This window comes from Shewanella sp. LC6 (assembly GCF_006385735.2).
In the GTDB taxonomy this organism is placed as follows: domain Bacteria; phylum Pseudomonadota; class Gammaproteobacteria; order Enterobacterales; family Shewanellaceae; genus Shewanella; species Shewanella xiamenensis.
In genome coordinates, this window is the sequence record NZ_CP043902.1 from 2909347 (window position 1) to 2925922 (window position 16576).

Sequence of the window (16576 nt, forward strand, 5' to 3'; positions counted from 1 at the left end):
AATACGTATGCACTATATTGTGACCCCAAGATTAGCGGGAGTAGTATCTTCACCGTTGCATAACAATTTGGTCATAAACGCAGCACTTATGCAGTCAATTAAGCGCCGAATACCAAAAAAGGCCGCAAAAACAATGCGGTAATAACGATAAAACGCTCTACATAAGCGGTTAAAAGCGACTTCAAGGGGAAGATAGAAATGATGCGATTTAAACCCAGCTTGCTGACCTTAGCACTTGTTGCTGCAGGCGCCAGTATGCACTCCTACGCAGCAGATGATACTACTGCACAATCGACAGCAACCAAAGACGAAAATATAGAAGTCATTCAGGTGACTGGTATTCGCCGTAGCTTGCAAGAATCCCAATCGTTAAAAATGTCTTCTTCTTCTATCGTTGAAGCGATTTCTGCTGAAGATATTGGTAAGTTACCTGATGTGAGTATTGCCGAATCGCTTGCCCGTCTTCCTGGTGTATCTGCACAACGTTTAGATGGTCGTGCAAACGTGATTTCGATTCGCGGAATGGGACCCGATTTTACCACAGCAACACTCAATGGTCGTGAACAAGCCTCAGTTAACGATAACCGCAGTGTTGAGTTTGACCAATATCCATCCGAATTACTTAACCGTGTCGTCGTGTACAAAACACCAGATGCATCGGTAATGGCACAAGCTATTGGCGGTACCGTTGATATGCAAACCATTAGCCCTCTTTCACATGGTGAACAAACGATTGCGGTAGCAGTGCGCGGTGAAATGAACGACCTGGGCGCACTCAACAGTGGCTCCGACGACAAAGGTTACCGCGGAAGTATTTCTTATATTGACCAATTTGCCGATGATACCTTAGGTGTCGCCATTGGTTATGCCCGCATGATGTCTCCCAACCAAGAAGAACGTTGGCAAGCCTGGGGTTATCCAGATAATGCTAATGGTGACAGTGTATTAGGTGGTGCAAAACCCTTTGTTCGCTCGAGTGAATTAGAGCGTGATGGCCTACTGGCTGTGGTTGAGTATGCACCAAACGACCGATTCCATTCTACATTGGATGTCTATTACTCAAAATTTGTAGATGACCAACGTTTGCGTGGTATTGAAATCCCTGCTGCTTGGGGCACCAATGGCGGCGTTGTTGCCACTACGACTGTCGATGGTCTGGTGACTGAAGGTGTAATCAAAGGCGCTGAAGTGGTTGTACGTAACGATGTCAACAAACGTGACGCGGACTCTTTATCCCTCGGTTGGAACAACAAATTCAGCGTCAATGATAGTTGGAACCTTGAAGCTGACGTGTCACTCTCTAAGGCAAATCGTACCGACATCGGTATGGAGAGCTACTCAGGCACTGGTCGCGGTACAGGTGTTGGCGCTGTTGATGACTTAAGCTTTGCCTACAATGGTAAAGGCGGATATGTTTTTGATCATAATCTTGATTATGCAGATAAAAATGTAATAAAACTCGGTGATCCTCTCGGTTGGGGTAGTCCACTTGGCGCCAACACTCAGGACGGTTTTATTAATAAACCTGAAATTGAAGATGAACTAAAATCTTTCCGTCTCAGTGCCGAATATGTGCTCGACGGTGGCGCAATTCGTAGTGTTGAATTTGGTGTTAACCGGACTGATCGTGACAAAACCAAAGTTGACAAGGGCTACTATTTAACCCTTAAAGGCTATGATGGTTCTGCCGATTACACTATGACAGTACCGGATCAGTACTTACTTGATCCTACTTCCCTCGCCTTCTTTGGCATGGGCGATGTACTCAGCTATGACTCTTTAGCTTTCTATAACGACGGCAACTATATAGAAACCGACGTCGCCGATGTAGATTTAAGCCGCGCGACCAACTCTTGGGCAGTACAGGAAGAAGTCACAACAGGCTATGTGCTAGCAAATTTAGAGTCTGAAGTATTCGGTATTCCATTCACGGGTAATGCTGGCTTACAGGCGGTTTATACCGATCAATCATCAGATGGTACTGTTGCCACAGTAGAAGCTGGCAAAGTGATTTTAACTCCGCGTACCGCTGGAGACTCCTACGTAGAATGGCTGCCAAGCTTAAACTTAAGCTTTGAAGTAGCAGATAGCCAAGTGGTGCGTTTTGCAGCTGCGCGAACATTAACCCGTTCACGCATGGACAAGATGAATGCCAACCTGAACTACAGCTATAACCAAAATCCAAATGATGGCGTAAACTGGACAGGAAACGCAGGTAATCCAGAACTTCGTCCTTGGTTAGCACGTCAGTATGATTTAAGTTACGAGAACTACTTTAACCTGAGCTTCGGATAAGAATTTAGCTCCCAAAAGGAACTAAATGCTCGTTCCCTGATCCGATCATTCGACCAAGAGTGATTAGAAAAAGGAACGAGCATGAACAAACTAGTTGAAACTTACTGTGATGTCGATGATTTCTGTCAGTTATTTATCCCACATTGGCAACGCTTATTGCTTGATAATGGTGAAATGAAGCGTAATAGACCTTGTCGCCTTTCTCCCGCAGAAGTGATGACCATTATCATTCATTTCCATCAATCACATTACCGAGATTTCAAAAATTATTATCTGCACTATGTTTGTCGCCAGCTAAAACCCTATTTTCCAGAGTTGTTGAGCTACACTCGTTTCCTTGCATTAATGCCTAGCGTCGTTGTCCCTATGTGTAGCTATCTGACTTCAAAGCTTGGAAAGCCAACGGGAATTCAGTTTGTCGACTCCACTAAAATTGAAGTCTGTCATATTATTCGAGCGAAGCGAAATAAGGTTTTTGAAGGCATTGCCGAACATGGAAAGGGAACTATGGGCTGGTCGTTTGGATTTAAACTGCATCTTATTATCAATCACTTGGGTGAAATTGTAGCGTTAAAACTGACGAAAGGTAATGTCGATGACAGGCAACCTGTCAGTGAAATGGCTGAGTCTCTTTTTGGTAAGCTTTATGGTGATAAAGGCTATATTAGCCAAGCCCTAACAGGTGAGCTTTTGGAAAAGGGCGTTGAGTTAATCACCACAGTTCGTAAGAACATGAAGAAAAAGTTTATTTCTCTATGGGATAGAGCAATCTTAAAAAAGCGATTCATCATTGAAACAGTGAATGACCAATTGAAGAACATTTCCTATATTGAACACTCAAGACACCGCAGCGAGCATGGGTTCATGCTCAATCTACTTGGTGGATTGATTGCATATTGTTTAAAAGAAGAAAAGCCATCGTTAAATCTAACAGCTCAGGAGCTTGAACTGTTAGATAGCTCTAATTTAGTGCTGGCTTAACCAGATCTGAGGTTACTTTAGTGATCAAGGCTATTTCTCTGTTGCAGTGTTTTATAAAGACCTAGAGAACTATGTTTACGATCAAAAAGTCGATTTCGACTTCAGCACCCTATTCCCAGGTGTACCAGGTAATCCAATCGGCGTAATCACACAACCTCAAAATGGTGAAGGTGGTTACGTTCAAGGGGTTGAGGCCGCCGTCTCCTTAGACTTTGGTATGTTTGCCGATGTACTCAGTGGCTTTGGTACAGTGCTAAGTGGTTCATACACTGACAGTGAAGTAAAAGAAACACCAACAAGCGAACCAACAACGTTACCAGGCTTGTCTGAAAAAACCTTAAACGCAACCGTTTATTATGAAAACTCAGGCTTTGAAGCGCGTATCAGCTCACGTTACCGCAGTGACTTCCTCGGTGAAGTAACTAAGATCAGTCTGCAACGTGAAAATGTGAACATTAAAGCGGAAACAGTGGTCGATGCCCAAGTGAGTTATGACTTTAGCGAAAGCGGAATTGAATCATTGTATGGTCTATCAGTGCTATTCCAAGTCAACAACTTAACCAATGAACCCTTTACGTCTTACTTCGGTTCTGATCAACGTTTAGTGCGTGATTATCAAAACTATGGTCGTAACTTTATGTTAGGCGCTAACTACAAGTTCTAATCGTTTACGTACCAAGCCTCTGCAATCTACTGCAGAGGCTTTTCTCTTTATTGTTCAATTATCAGTAATTTCCCATTGAGTCATCAGCCTTAAACATCAACTAAAGGGCTTAGATCATGAGTCAAATCAAAGATATTGTCATTGTAGGTGGCGGCACTTCGGGTTGGATGACGGCCGCATTATTAGCAAAATTATTTAAACATACCCTTAGCATTACTCTCGTAGAGTCAGAAGATATTGGCACCATTGGTGTAGGTGAGGCCACTATTCCACCACTGCAATTATTCAACAGTGTTCTAGGGATCCCCGAAAACGAATTTATCAAAGCGACCCACGCCACTTTTAAGCTCGGTATTCAATTTGAACACTGGGGCAAACAGGGGGATAGCTATATGCACGCTTTTGGTAATATAGGAAAAGATATTGGGTATACACAGTTTCACCAGTACTGGCTCAGTACTCAACCCGAGATGATGGCATCATTTTGGGATTATTCACTTAATTACCAAGCCGCCTTAAACAATAAATTTCAATCTCTTGAACAAATTCCCCATTCGCCTCTCTCTTGTCTCACCCACGCTTACCATTTTGATGCCGCACGCTACGCTTTGCTTTTACGACAATACAGTGAAAAGTCAGGAGTAAAACGCATTGAGGGTAAAATTGAAGCGGTAAATTGCCTAGATAATGGCCATATTGCCAATCTGACACTGGTGTCTGGTAAATCTGTTCACGGTGATTTTTTTATTGATTGTTCAGGCTTTGCTGCCCTATTGATTGGAAAAACACTTAATGTCGGCTATGAGAGTTACCAAGATTGGTTACTGTGCGACAGTGCATACGCTGTCCCAAGCGAAAAGGCCTGCGAAATAAAACCTTATACTCGTGCTATCGCCCATGAGGCGGGTTGGCAATGGCGGATCCCGCTGCAACATAGAACAGGAAATGGCATTGTTTACAGTAGCCGCTATATGAAAGACGAAGAGGCGAAAGCAAAACTACTATCGACACTTGAAGGTAAACCTCTCGCTGAACCGAAAAAAATATCCTTTATCCCTGGCCGTAGGCTTAAACAGTGGCAACATAATTGTGTTGCTATAGGTCTCTCAAGTGGTTTTTTAGAACCTCTTGAATCTACAAGCATTCATTTAGTGCAATCGGCCATCATTCGCTTAACTAAACTGTTTCCCCACCAAGGTGTAGTCCAAGCAACTGTGGATGAGTTTAACCGGCAATCCCAGCTAGAATTCGAACAAATCCGCGATTTTATTATCTTGCATTATTGTCTCAACCAACGTTCAGACTCTGATACCGACACGCTATGGAGCGCCTGTCAGCAAATGCAGATACCTGAAAGCTTGCAACAGAAGATCAGCCTTTTTAGCGAAACGGGCGCTATTTTTAGGCACAAGGATGAACTCTTTACGGAAGCCGCTTGGGTTCAAGTGATGTTAGGACAGGGAATCATCCCTACAGATTATAATCCACTCGCAAACACAGTAGCCCCTGAGGCTTTAACTGAATTTTTAAGCAATATCAAAGTGATAATCAAAAACACCGTGAGTAATATGCCAACCCATGAAAAGTATCTCGCACAACTAGTTTAAGCCTCATCAAGTAAAGAAGCCTAAAAGTGTAAATACTTGACTTACTTGGCACTGAATAAGGAACAATTATGATCTTCACACGACGACATCTACTACTCAGTATTAGCTTTTTAATCAGTTGGAATACTCAAGCAGGGACAATCGATTCTACAGCGTTATTATCAGCCAATCTTAGTGCTAGTGAAGTCAATTCAACAGCCCCTTTAACTATCGAACCGCTCTCTTGGTGGGCGGGCATGCATAATCCAAAGCTGCAATTAATGCTGCACAGCAGTGCCCTGCCTGCGGATGCAACACAGCTTAAGGTTGAGATTGCTGGCAAAGATGTGGTGTTTAAAGGGATTGAACAGACGGATAATCCCCATTATTTGTTTATCAATTTAGATTTGCGCCAAGCCAAACCGCAGACCTTTGACATCCGCATTCTCGCTGGCGACAAGCAGCTCTTCCAACTGCCTTACACTTTAGCGGAACGGGCAGAAGGCAGCCGTGAGCGCCAAGGTTTTAGTAATAAGGACGTGATTTACCTTATCACCCCAGACCGATTCGCCAATGGCAACCCAAGCAATGATAATCAAGCCGATATGCTCGAGCATGCGGCGCCAGAAAATTCCGATGGTCGCCATGGCGGCGATATCGAAGGTATTCGCCGGCACTTAGATTACTTAGCCAAACTGGGCGTCACTCAGCTGTGGATCAACCCACTGCTTGAAAATAACCAAGCCCAATACTCCTATCATGGCTACGCCATTACTAATCTTTATCGGGTCGACCCGCGTTTTGGCAGCAATCAGGATTACCAAAGGTTAGTCACTGAGGCCAAACAACTTGGCCTAGGCGTAATTAAAGACGTAGTGCTTAACCATATTGGCTCAAATCATTGGTGGCTAAAGGATTTACCGAGCAGTGACTGGCTCAATTACCCACTAAAGCCCAATGTCACTGACACCCAAACGGCTCCTGCGGCCAGTTCTACCAGCCCGAGCTTTACCAGTCCGAGTTTTACCAGTCATAGACGCACTACAGTGCAAGATCCCTACGCCGACACGCAGGATAAACAGGATTTTGTCGACGGTTGGTTTGTCGATTCGATGCCCGATCTCAATCAGCGCAACCCGAAGCTTGCCACTTATCTTATTCAAAACAGCATTTGGTGGGTGGAATACGCGGGGCTTTCGGGAATTCGTGAAGACACCTACTCCTATGCCGATAAAGCCTTTTTAACCCAATGGACTAAGGCATTAATGGCCGAATACCCGCATTTTAATATTGTCGGTGAAGAGTGGACCGCCAATCCCATTACCGTCTCCTATTGGCAAAAAGGCAAAATCAATGCCGATGGCTATACCTCAGATTTACCGAGCCTGATGGATTTTCCGCTCTATGAAAAGCTACTTGAAAGCCTGAACGAGCCAGAAGGCTGGGATACTGGTTTTATCAAGCTTTACGAGATGTTAGCTAACGATGTGGTATATGCGAACCCAAGCCAGTTAGTCCTCTTTGAAGGTAACCACGATACCAATCGGATTTATAGTCTGCTAAAAGAAAACCTGCCGTTGTATCAAATGGCCCTCACCTATGTAATGACAGCCAAACGCATCCCACAGCTGTTTTACGGTACCGAAGTGTTGATGACCAGCCCGACCAAAGATCGCCACGACGGTGTAGTGCGTAGCGATTTTCCGGGTGGATTCGCTAATAGCAAAGTCAACGGTTTTAGCGGTAAAGGACTAAACGCTAAACAGCAACAGGCCCAAGCATTTATTCGCACCCTGCTTAATTACCGTAAGCATTCAGCCGCGCTGCAAACGGGAGATTTACTGCACTTTGTGCCGCAAAACGGCATTTATGTGCAATTTCGATGTGCAGCAAAACATGCCACAACGGAAAATGCTTGCTACCAAGCCGATGCGGATAAAGTGATGGTGATTTACAACAAGAATGACCAAGCACAAACGCTGGATTTAAGCCGCTTTAGCAAGGTATTGGCAGGCAATAGCTCTGCTATTTCTATCTTTTCGGAGGACAAGTTCGAGCTGAATCAATCACTTGTTCTGCCCCATGCTGGCGTTATGCTGCTTGAACTCAATCATCAATAACCCATACTCAATCAAGCAGCTAAGCATGCTTAGCTAACAGCGCGGCCAACCTACAGTTTGGCCACCAGGTCAGTAAAGGAACCTAGGTTGAATTTTCTATTATCTAACAGCAGTAAACGTCGCGCTTATCGCTGGCATCAGGGATTAACCCTACTGGCCCTCAGCAGCATTAGCACCTTTTGCGCTATGGCAGCATCAGTAATCAGCACTCAAGCAACCGCGTTGGATTCAGTGGCGGCTAAAACCCTGCTTGCCAATCCAAATGTGGCCGAAGGCGAAATCCTGCCAGCCCATCACAATGCTGAGCAAGCAAACAAGTACAAACCTGTTGTTTATCAAATTTTTACCCGACTCTATGGCAATAAAAACACCACCAATAAACCTTGGGGCACGATTAGCGAAAACGGTGTGGGTAAATTTAATGATATTGATGACACAGCGCTCAAAAGTATCAAAGACTTAGGCGTTACCCATGTGTGGTATACGGGAGTGCCCCACCACGCCTTAATTGGCGATTACAGTGCGATTGGTGTTAGTCACGATGATCCCGATGTGGTTAAGGGCCGCGCCGGTTCGCCCTATGCGGTTAAAGATTATTACAACGTAAACCCCGATTTAGCGGTTGATCCCACCAAGCGTTTACAGGAATTTCAGGCACTTATCGAGCGCACCCACAGGCAAGGCTTAAAGGTAATTATCGATATAGTGCCTAACCATGTGGCGCGTAATTATCATTCCATCACTAAGCCAGATGACGTGCGCGATTTTGGTGAAGACGATAATCAAACCCTTGAATATGCAAAGCATAATAACTTTTACTATGTGATTGATAACAAGCAATCCTCTGGCTTTCAAGTGCCCGATTTACCAGAGAGCCTCAAACCGTTAGGCGGTGAATCGCATCCCCTAAGTGATGGTCAATTTAAGGAAATCCCCGCCAAATGGACGGGCAATGGCTCACGCCTTGCCAAGCCAGATATGAACGACTGGTATGAAACCGTCAAAATCAATTACGGTGTCCGACCCGATGGCAGCCATGATTTCCCCGCACTACCGCCACGCTATGCCACACTCGGCACCGAGCAGCACTATGCTTTTTGGCAGCAACGAACCCGTGAATTACCTAACTCTTGGATCAAGTTCAATCAAATTGCCCAGTATTGGTTAGCGATGGGAGTCGATGGATTTCGTTACGATATGGCCGAAATGGTGCCTGTCGAGTTTTGGAGCTATTTAAATAGTCATATAAAACATAGTCATCCCGAAGCTTTTATCTTAGCTGAGGTCTATAACCCCGCGTTGTATCGCGACTATATTCAGCTCGGCAAAATGGATTACCTCTACGACAAAGTGGATCTTTACGACACCCTCAAAGCCATTATGGCAGGGCAAAAAAGTACCGCGCAGATCGCCGCAGATCAGGCCAAAGTGCAAGATATCGCCCCGCATATGCTGCATTTTTTAGAAAACCACGACGAGCAGCGCATCGCCAATGCCGCCTTTTTAGGTCGTTTAAGTGGTAATGCGTCAACGGATGCGGTCGATCCCCGCTACGCCCTGCCCGCGATGGTGGTATCAGCAACCTTAAGTACCTCACCCACCTTGATTTATTTTGGTCAAGAAGTAGGTGAAGCGGCGACGCAAAACCTAGGCTTTGGCCATGCTTCGCGCACCAGTATTTTTGATTATGCGGGCGTTCCTGCCCATCAGCGCTGGATGAATCAAGGTAAATTTGATGGCGGCCAATCGACAACAACAGAAGCCGCGCTGCGCACCTACTATCAAAAACTATTGAACCTCAGCACGGGGAAAAATGCGCCCGCGCTCTTGGGGCAATATGACTCGCTAGATGAAACTAACCGCAGCGAGGTAGCGGCTGCAAAGGCTAGCAATAAGGCCAACAATAAGACAATCAATGGCAGCGCAACGGGTTATGATGACGCAACCTTCGCTTTTGTCCGCTTTGAGGCCAATACCACCGCTAACAAAGGCCAAAAGCTGATTATTGTCAGTAACTTTAGTCAAACCCAAGCCAAGTTATTTTCACTTAAACTGCCCCAATCTCTGATTGCGCAATGGCAGTTAACCGATGCAACCTATCCGCTTAAGGATTTACTGGAAGACTATACGGCGCAGTTGGTTGTCGAACAAGGTGAAGGTCAAGTTCAGTTGCAGCTAGCACCTCTGTCCTCCGCGATATTTGAACTCGCCCATTAGCCAGCTAGCGAAGTAAGATAAAAATCTTAGGTTAGCGCCAGAGTCACACACCGTTGTGACTCTGGCTTTTTTAAAACACACTAGCCTAAACATCAGTTAAACAGTACAGAGGCAAGCCATGTTACTCGGCATTCACCATGCAGCGATTATTTGCAGTGACTATCAAAAGTCCAAACACTTTTATGTGACGATTCTTGGCCTTAGCGTGCTGGCAGAGCATTATCGTGAGGCACGCCAGTCCTACAAACTCGATTTACAACTACCGGATAAGAGTCAAATCGAGTTGTTTTCCTTCGACAATCCTCCCAAGCGCCCTAGCTATCCCGAGGCCTGCGGTCTTAGGCACCTTGCCTTTCGCGTCGAATCGATTGAAACGGCGATCGAGCATCTTACGGCCCATGATATCGCCGTCGAACCTGTCCGCATTGACGAATACACTGGTAAAAAGTTCAGCTTCTTTAGCGACCCCGACGGCTTACCCTTAGAGTTATATGAGCTATAACCTGAATCCTCAATGTATTAAAAATGTAAATAAAACAGCGCACTAACATAGCGTATTCACGCAACGAATAAGATGAATAAAGCTTAATTACGCCAAAGGAGTTTTAGCAGTAGACTCAATTCAGCGGCGCAGCACTAGCTCATCGTTTGACCAATATGGCAGAGTAAAAGGCTGGAGCTTACCAAGGCTAATCACAGAGGAGCTCAAGGTGTTTGATAACCCAACATTATTGTTATGGAGTTTAGTCTTTGGCCTCTTTGGTCTTGGCTTTTTCACCTACGGCAAGCGCCAAGCCGCCCCCATCCCTCTGGCCGTCGGCCTCACCCTGATGATTTACCCTTATTTTGTCACCAATCTCGCACTACTTATCGCCATCGGCATCGCCCTTATCGCACTCCCCTATTTTGTAAGAATATGATTTTTAAGTAGTAGAAATATTCAAAGCTAGAAATGCGTTGAATAACTGACAGGATTAAAATAAAGCTGAGTGGGAGATTACGTGTTAGGAATTAGAACTGTTTTGCTGGTATTGGCTTATGATGAGCCATGGTATTTGATCATCGACACGGTGAATAGAAACCTAGGGTTTCTAAGCTTATGAACGAGAGCCATGGTCGTTCTCATGCGTCCCTGCATTGTACGACATTCAGGCGTCCTGCCTATCAGATGGCGAACTGGCCGTTAAACACGGATGTTGTTCAAGTCCATCCGTGGATGCTCGCCCGTCTGATGTGAATGGATTCACGAATGCCGCGATGGCATGGATGCCAAAGAGCGGCCATGGGGCGGCCGTCTCGCTAATGGTAATCCCGCATTATCGATAAGAGTCGCGATGGGTTCCTTTGCCCTTATGTGGTTCATCGCCGACCAGACAAACAGAATAAACAAAGTGTGGCCACAGACCACCGCTATCAGCTTGATCCTAATTACCTTAGCAGAGCCTTTTCGGCATTAAGGGATGAGTTAGGTCTGTGCGACCATTTAGAAATGAGCCAGCGCCCAACCTTCCACGAGATACGTGCGCTATCTGCCAGATTGTTTTCGGATATGGGTGTTGACCCTCAAGGTCGGATGGCTCACACCGATGCCAAGTCCACCAAAATCTATGTGCGGGATCACCTGCAATGGACCGAAGTTCCACACGCTGAGATTAAATTCAGCCATTAATAAAACTAAGGCAAAGCACTAATTGGAAAAAGAATTTTTGAATTCCGTTAGTCCCCCGTTAGTCCACCCTTGCATAAACAAGCAGACACAAAAAAGCCCGCAACTGATTAAGATTGCAGGCTTTATTGTTTATGAATTTGGTCGGTATGAGAGGATTCGAACCTCCGACCCCTGACACCCCATGACAGTGCGCTACCGGGCTGCGCTACATACCGAAATATTGTACTTAATAGAACTGTACGACATCAGCTTAAGTACTTATTACTTAAGATGCTATCGAGTGGGGTTCACCTTAAGTGACGCAGACTTTAGCAATTGGATTCAATCAACGCAAGTGCTTAGTGAAGTCTGTTTGATCAACTGCTTAGTTTCTGGCCTGAATGACTACATTTTCAAACTATTATACCTTTCAGTGTGCCTCATTCGGCATATGTGCACTTCGATATTGTTCAATTCGGTCCATCATATAAGGGAAAAAGGGGTTCCATTTTTGACGTAACATTTCTGAAGCAGGCACACTATAAACGCCTCGCTCACCACGGGAAGCGGCTGCGCCTATTTGTATGCGGGTTAGCTTCTCATTGCTTGACATGCCATATAGGCCATCATTTTCAGCAAAAGGTAACGCAACATGGGAGAGTGAATACACGCCCGCAGGCCAATAAAGCGGGAGGTGTTTAATCTGAGATAACGACTCATCCTGTGGCCTAAATCCAAATTCCCGAGCTTGAACCTGAGTCGTTTCGCTATTGATATTTTCAATCAGCGTGCCACGGTAATGAATGTTGTCAGAAGCTGTTGGTAACAAGGCGGGTAGTGGATCATTAGTCATTAACTTACTGTTGATAACGGTACGATTCATATCAAATAGCACTAATTCATGGCCCTTTTGCGGTAGCGTTTGATACAACAAACTCACAACAGCTGCGCTAGATACCGTTGCATCGGCAACAGATTGAAAGCTTAAAATCGATGGGATTTGTTCACGCTGCAAAGGCGTTAATCCGCTTAACAAACTCTGGTTACGTAACGCCAATTGGTAGACGACATCCCCGGCATTGACGGCAAAAGACATGTACTTGAAGGGATCGTATTCCATCTGAATACTATTCCATTGCAACTTATCTAAGTCGAGCAGGCGACCTATCCAACTTTGCCAGCGAGCCGCGGCCGCAATTGGAGCAAGCCCAATAGCTGGCGACATAAAAATCATCCCTGCATAATCGGGCGCTTTATCTTGATTAATCAGTTCAAGTTCATGGTTAAGTGCCACTGCGGCGCCCGTTGAAAAGCCAATAACGAATAACGGCTTACCTTTAAGCTCTTGTTTCATGTGCGCCGTTGCCAAATTAACTGCGGCGGCTAAGTCTTGCCAGTACAGGCTCGTCAAACCACTAGGAATGGTGCCATGGCCTGGGAGTCTTAATCCAAGTACATGGGCTTTGCCTTTAAAATGTGCTGCCACATTAGACATGGCATAGGGTGAATCTGACATACCATGGAGCAACAATACGCCAAAAGGCGCATTGGTTTTAGGCCATTCAAAACTGCGATTCCAGTTTTGTGGCCATCTCGCGGGATCGGCAAGGCTGTTTTTAACATAACGATTGACGGGCGATGCATCTGCCGCCGACACTTTTTTGAGTACTTTGTTATCAACCTCGGCAAAGAGCTTATCTTCTAAGGCAATGTAATCACGAAAGTTATCAAGTTTAGTGTTGTAGTGGAATTCGTGTTTTAACTCAGTCGTGTGCCAGAGGGACAGATCGGGTTTTGCATTGAGAAAATAGATTCCAGTCACTAATAAGGCAACAGCAATCCCTAAACAGCCATAAAAGGCAGCGAAAAATAAATGTTTAGTTGAGCCTATGATAATGGCTTTCATTGCTGCCCCATGATTCCGATAAAATACGCATGCAGATTATACGGTTAGATAAAAATAAACCTCAATATTCATATTTAAGATTTGTTTTGATGGCATTTTAGTTTCGGCGGTTTACTCTATTTAGGTTAATATCCGCTCTACTTTTATTCGATATTCGCAAATTTTACTTATTATGCATATTGGTCCAGCCACAGCGTCCTATGCGTTTTATCTCCCCAATCCCCCACTTATACCTGCATATTGGCATTGGGAGCAGGATAACGCGATAGCAGAACTCATCGCCTTAAACGGTAACCACTGGCGTAAGATCTTCACCATTATGGCCAAAATTTGCACCCCCAGTGAAGATTGGCGCAATTATCGCGACAACTTATTACTCAAAAAACACCAAATGCTCTTGATAGGTGCTAGTGCCCTATCGCCCCATGCCAATATTCATATTGTGTGTGGGCAAGCTGCCGCGAAGCCTTTGGGATTGAGTGCTGAGCAGTTCAATAAACCACTATCAAACCGGCAAACTGCCTATCAACCGCTGATGCATGCGTCACAGGGTAAGCTGCAAGATGTCACTGAAATAATGCAAACTTCCTCAATACAGAAGAAACAAGTGCTACTCACGCCCTACTTAGATTACCGCCAATACTCTAATGCCCTGATTGCGCTTACGCGCTCGCATATACAAAACGTATCTGCTTGATAAAATTTCATAAAAAAGCACCCGGATAGGCCGAGTGCTTTAAAAGAAAACCTAGACAGCATTGCCTATGCCAAGGTTAGTGGTAAAAATCAGTCGTAGATGGTTGGAATGGGCTGGCGCTTATGTTGGGTGGCCTTATAGATATTGATAAGCTTCTCTTCGACAGCCTTATCAACGACTTTCCCTTCGAGGAAATCATCAATTTGCTCATAGGTCAGCCCGAGCGCGACTTCATCTTCGAGTAGCGGTTTGTTGTCCTCTAAATCCGCCGTTGGCGCTTTGTAAACTAATGACTCAGGAGCACCGAGATAGGCCGCTAATTGGCGCACTTGGCGTTTATTGAGGCCAAATAAAGGCGCGAGATCGCAGGCACCATCGCCCCATTTGGTATAAAAACCGGTAATGTTTTCGGCGCTATGATCGGTACCCACCACTAACCCGCCAACTAATCCCGCTAACTCATACTGGGCAATCATGCGCATCCGCGCTTTAACATTGCCCTTAACAAAATCCACTTTCGCCTCATCCGGCATACTCAGTCCCGCCTCAACAAACGCACTTAAGGTGGCTTGATGCACGCCATCAACACCTTGATGCACATTTACTGTAACTAATTTTGATGGCTGAATAAATTGGCACGCTTGCTGAGCTTCATGCTCATCTTTTTGAATTTGATAGGGTAAACGCACTGCAATAAACTGATAACCGCCCTCGGGATGTTCACTATTGAGGCTATCAACGGCCAACTGGCATAAACGCCCCGCCGTCGATGAATCCACACCTCCGCTGATCCCTAATACCAACGCCTTACTGCTGGCCTCTTTGAGCTTGGTTTTAATAAACGCCACGCGGCGCTGCACTTCAAACTCAGGCTCAATCGCCTTGAGTACCTTCATTTCTCTTAAGATCTGCGCTTTCACCGAAAATTCCACCTTAAATATTCGCTGTTATTGGGAGCGGTAAACCGCCTAACGTTATCATTTATTTGCGCCTAAAAACAACAAGGGCAATAACGGTTTGCCGCTATTGCCCTTATTAACTGAAACCTATGCTGGTTTATCTTTCCCAGTAAGATTCTTCTAAGCTGTCTTCACGCTCGGGTAACCCACGGGACAAACGCGGACTGTGCTGCGCTAATACCTCATAGGCCACGCGGTTAGCGTACTTACAAATTTGTGAGAAGGATGAATAACATAAGCCATCACGCTTATGCTTACTTGAGCCTGGCACGTTGGTCTTATGGAAGGTATTGGCCGCCAAGTCGTGCAATAACGCCGACAACGCGCCATCACCCGCACCATTGGTATTGCCTATTTTCTCCGGTCCACCCATGTAAGGGGAAATATGGGCATAGACTTTAATCGGATTTTCACAGTCACTCTTGAGCTTAGGACGTGAGAACTCATAACGGTTAAATTCAGGGATAGCACCTGGCAGCAGCGTATGAGTGGTCTCGCGCTTTTCGGCATCATCGGTATAACCTGCGGTATAAAGCCCGATTGGGCCAGCAGTGGTTAACACCATATCGCACCACTCGAGGGCTCTTTCGCTGGCAAGCAGCGGATCGCGAAACCCTGTTAACGCCTCGCCTTCATCTTCGTTCATCGCCAAAATGGTCACATGCTCTTGGATAAAGTTTTGCCACCAAACCGGATCTTCTTCAATCAAAAAGCGTGTGCCTAAGGTCAATACCACAGGGACTTCGGCTGCTTTGGCATATTCAATCGCACACATGGCCGCATCGGTGATCCTGTCGCCGCCGCTGGCACGCATTAAATAGGCGGTTAATACTAAGGCAGAGCTGCCCTGTACTACGTCTTTATCAATGTATTCTGGGGTTAACTTATCCATCGCCCCTTTACTGATTGCGAAGGTACGCTCACCGCAATCAGAAATCAGCGTAAAACAACGACCTATGGGGCCATCGACGGGTTGCAGGAAGTTAAGGTCTACTTTAGAGGAGGTGTTGCAAAGATAACGGTAGGCGTAACTGCCGACTTCGATATTTTGACTCATCACCCCAAACAACACAGAGCGGTCATCGGCCAAAATAGAATAATTGTGCACTGTGTTACCAATAGTGCCGCCCGCAAACTCATCGCTGATCAAACCGTTTTGTTTCAGCTCGGTATACAGGGCGTGCGCTTGCTCATCATTGATAAGCGTCGAATTACCCTTGGGTAAACCATAACGGCCGAGCAACTCATCCTCTACCTTGGCTTCAATATCCACTAAGGTTTGATCGATACCGCTGATATAAGTCGCAAAAGGTTGAGGTTGCTGCGTTAATTGCTCAAGCAATGGGTCACGGGTTTTGACCGGAAAATAATGTTTCGATTTGCGCTGACCGGGAAACTTCATAGTGGCTCTCTTTTCCTGGCATCCATGCTAATGGGCATTACAACGAGCGTTGGCTCATTGTGTCCTAAAAATAATGAGTCTAGGCTAGAGAGATAAAAAAT

The 16576-nt window shown here is 45.5% G+C and carries 12 protein-coding genes, 1 tRNA gene and 1 pseudogene; 10 read left to right on the plus strand and 4 right to left on the minus strand.

The annotated features are described in order from the left end of the window. Positions 1-198: 198 nt before the first annotated feature. The 9 genes and pseudogenes from FJD32_RS13125 to FJD32_RS13165 all read left to right on the plus strand — a co-directional run bounded on the left by FJD32_RS13125 (position 199) and on the right by FJD32_RS13165 (position 11532). Positions 199-2295 (plus strand): TonB-dependent receptor, encoded by a 2097-nt coding sequence (locus tag FJD32_RS13125; RefSeq protein ID WP_240199956.1) that lies wholly within the window; start codon positions 199-201, stop codon positions 2293-2295. A gap of 81 nt (positions 2296-2376) precedes the next feature. Then, on the plus strand, positions 2377-3276 hold the full coding sequence (locus tag FJD32_RS13130) for an IS982 family transposase (protein WP_088585327.1): 900 nt from the start codon (positions 2377-2379) through the stop codon (positions 3274-3276). Positions 3277-3289: 13 nt separating this feature from the next. Further along, positions 3290-3940 (plus strand): annotated as a pseudogene (locus FJD32_RS13135) (TonB-dependent receptor); the annotation flags it as partial. 116 nt (positions 3941-4056) lie between these two features. Next, entirely contained in the window at positions 4057-5547 is a 1491-nt protein-coding gene (locus FJD32_RS13140; RefSeq protein WP_140906928.1) for a tryptophan halogenase family protein, read from the plus strand. 68 nt (positions 5548-5615) lie between these two features. Continuing rightward, the gene (locus FJD32_RS13145) at positions 5616-7646 is read left to right on the plus strand and encodes a glycoside hydrolase family 13 protein (protein ID WP_240199958.1); all 2031 of its coding nucleotides are present in this window, start codon (positions 5616-5618) and stop codon (positions 7644-7646) included. Between the two features lie 87 nt (positions 7647-7733). Next, positions 7734-9863: an alpha-amylase family protein gene (locus FJD32_RS13150; protein WP_037425246.1), complete on the plus strand. Its 2130-nt coding sequence runs from the start codon at positions 7734-7736 to the stop codon at positions 9861-9863. 118 nt (positions 9864-9981) lie between these two features. Further along, positions 9982-10365 carry a VOC family protein gene (locus FJD32_RS13155; RefSeq protein WP_037425249.1) on the plus strand — a complete coding sequence of 128 codons (384 nt, stop codon included), beginning with the start codon at positions 9982-9984 and terminating at the stop codon, positions 10363-10365. 208 nt (positions 10366-10573) lie between these two features. Continuing rightward, positions 10574-10783, plus strand: coding sequence for a hypothetical protein (locus tag FJD32_RS13160; protein ID WP_023267962.1), 210 nt, complete (start codon positions 10574-10576; stop codon positions 10781-10783). A gap of 473 nt (positions 10784-11256) precedes the next feature. Continuing rightward, positions 11257-11532 (plus strand): integrase, encoded by a 276-nt coding sequence (locus FJD32_RS13165; protein ID WP_082458947.1) that lies wholly within the window; start codon positions 11257-11259, stop codon positions 11530-11532. A 138-nt stretch (positions 11533-11670) separates the two neighbouring features. Here the strand turns inward: FJD32_RS13165 and FJD32_RS13170 are convergent. After that, positions 11671-11747: transfer RNA gene (locus FJD32_RS13170), tRNA-Pro, on the minus strand. Between the two features lie 194 nt (positions 11748-11941). Next, positions 11942-13417, minus strand: coding sequence for an alpha/beta fold hydrolase (locus tag FJD32_RS13175; RefSeq protein WP_088585708.1), 1476 nt, complete (start codon positions 13415-13417; stop codon positions 11942-11944). Between the two features lie 172 nt (positions 13418-13589). Between FJD32_RS13175 and FJD32_RS13180 the strand changes: the two genes are divergently transcribed. After that, a complete protein-coding gene (locus tag FJD32_RS13180) occupies positions 13590-14114 on the plus strand; it encodes a hypothetical protein (RefSeq protein WP_140906929.1) in 525 nt (174 codons plus the stop codon). Positions 14115-14203: 89 nt separating this feature from the next. Here the strand turns inward: FJD32_RS13180 and nadE are convergent, their stop codons facing one another. Both nadE and FJD32_RS13190 read right to left on the minus strand, forming a co-directional pair. Then, on the minus strand, positions 14204-15034 hold the full coding sequence (gene nadE, locus FJD32_RS13185) for an ammonia-dependent NAD(+) synthetase (protein ID WP_088586953.1): 831 nt from the start codon (positions 15032-15034) through the stop codon (positions 14204-14206). Between the two features lie 136 nt (positions 15035-15170). Next, entirely contained in the window at positions 15171-16475 is a 1305-nt protein-coding gene (locus FJD32_RS13190) for an inosine/guanosine kinase (RefSeq protein WP_088585710.1), read from the minus strand. Between the last annotated feature and the right edge of the window lie 101 nt (positions 16476-16576).

Excerpts from the sequence above, each read along its gene's own strand:
- FJD32_RS13125 (WP_240199956.1), top strand. The coding sequence starts at position 199 with ATGATGCGATTTAAACCCAGCTTGCTGACCTTAGCACTTGTTGCTGCA.
- FJD32_RS13130 (WP_088585327.1), top strand. The coding sequence starts at position 2,377 with ATGAACAAACTAGTTGAAACTTACTGTGATGTCGATGATTTCTGTCAG.
- FJD32_RS13140 (WP_140906928.1), top strand. The coding sequence starts at position 4,057 with ATGAGTCAAATCAAAGATATTGTCATTGTAGGTGGCGGCACTTCGGGT.
- FJD32_RS13145 (WP_240199958.1), top strand. The coding sequence starts at position 5,616 with ATGATCTTCACACGACGACATCTACTACTCAGTATTAGCTTTTTAATC.
- FJD32_RS13155 (WP_037425249.1), top strand. The coding sequence starts at position 9,982 with ATGTTACTCGGCATTCACCATGCAGCGATTATTTGCAGTGACTATCAA.
- FJD32_RS13175 (WP_088585708.1), bottom strand. The coding sequence starts at position 13,417 with ATGAAAGCCATTATCATAGGCTCAACTAAACATTTATTTTTCGCTGCC.
- FJD32_RS13180 (WP_140906929.1), top strand. The coding sequence starts at position 13,590 with ATGCATATTGGTCCAGCCACAGCGTCCTATGCGTTTTATCTCCCCAAT.
- FJD32_RS13190 (WP_088585710.1), bottom strand. The coding sequence starts at position 16,475 with ATGAAGTTTCCCGGTCAGCGCAAATCGAAACATTATTTTCCGGTCAAA.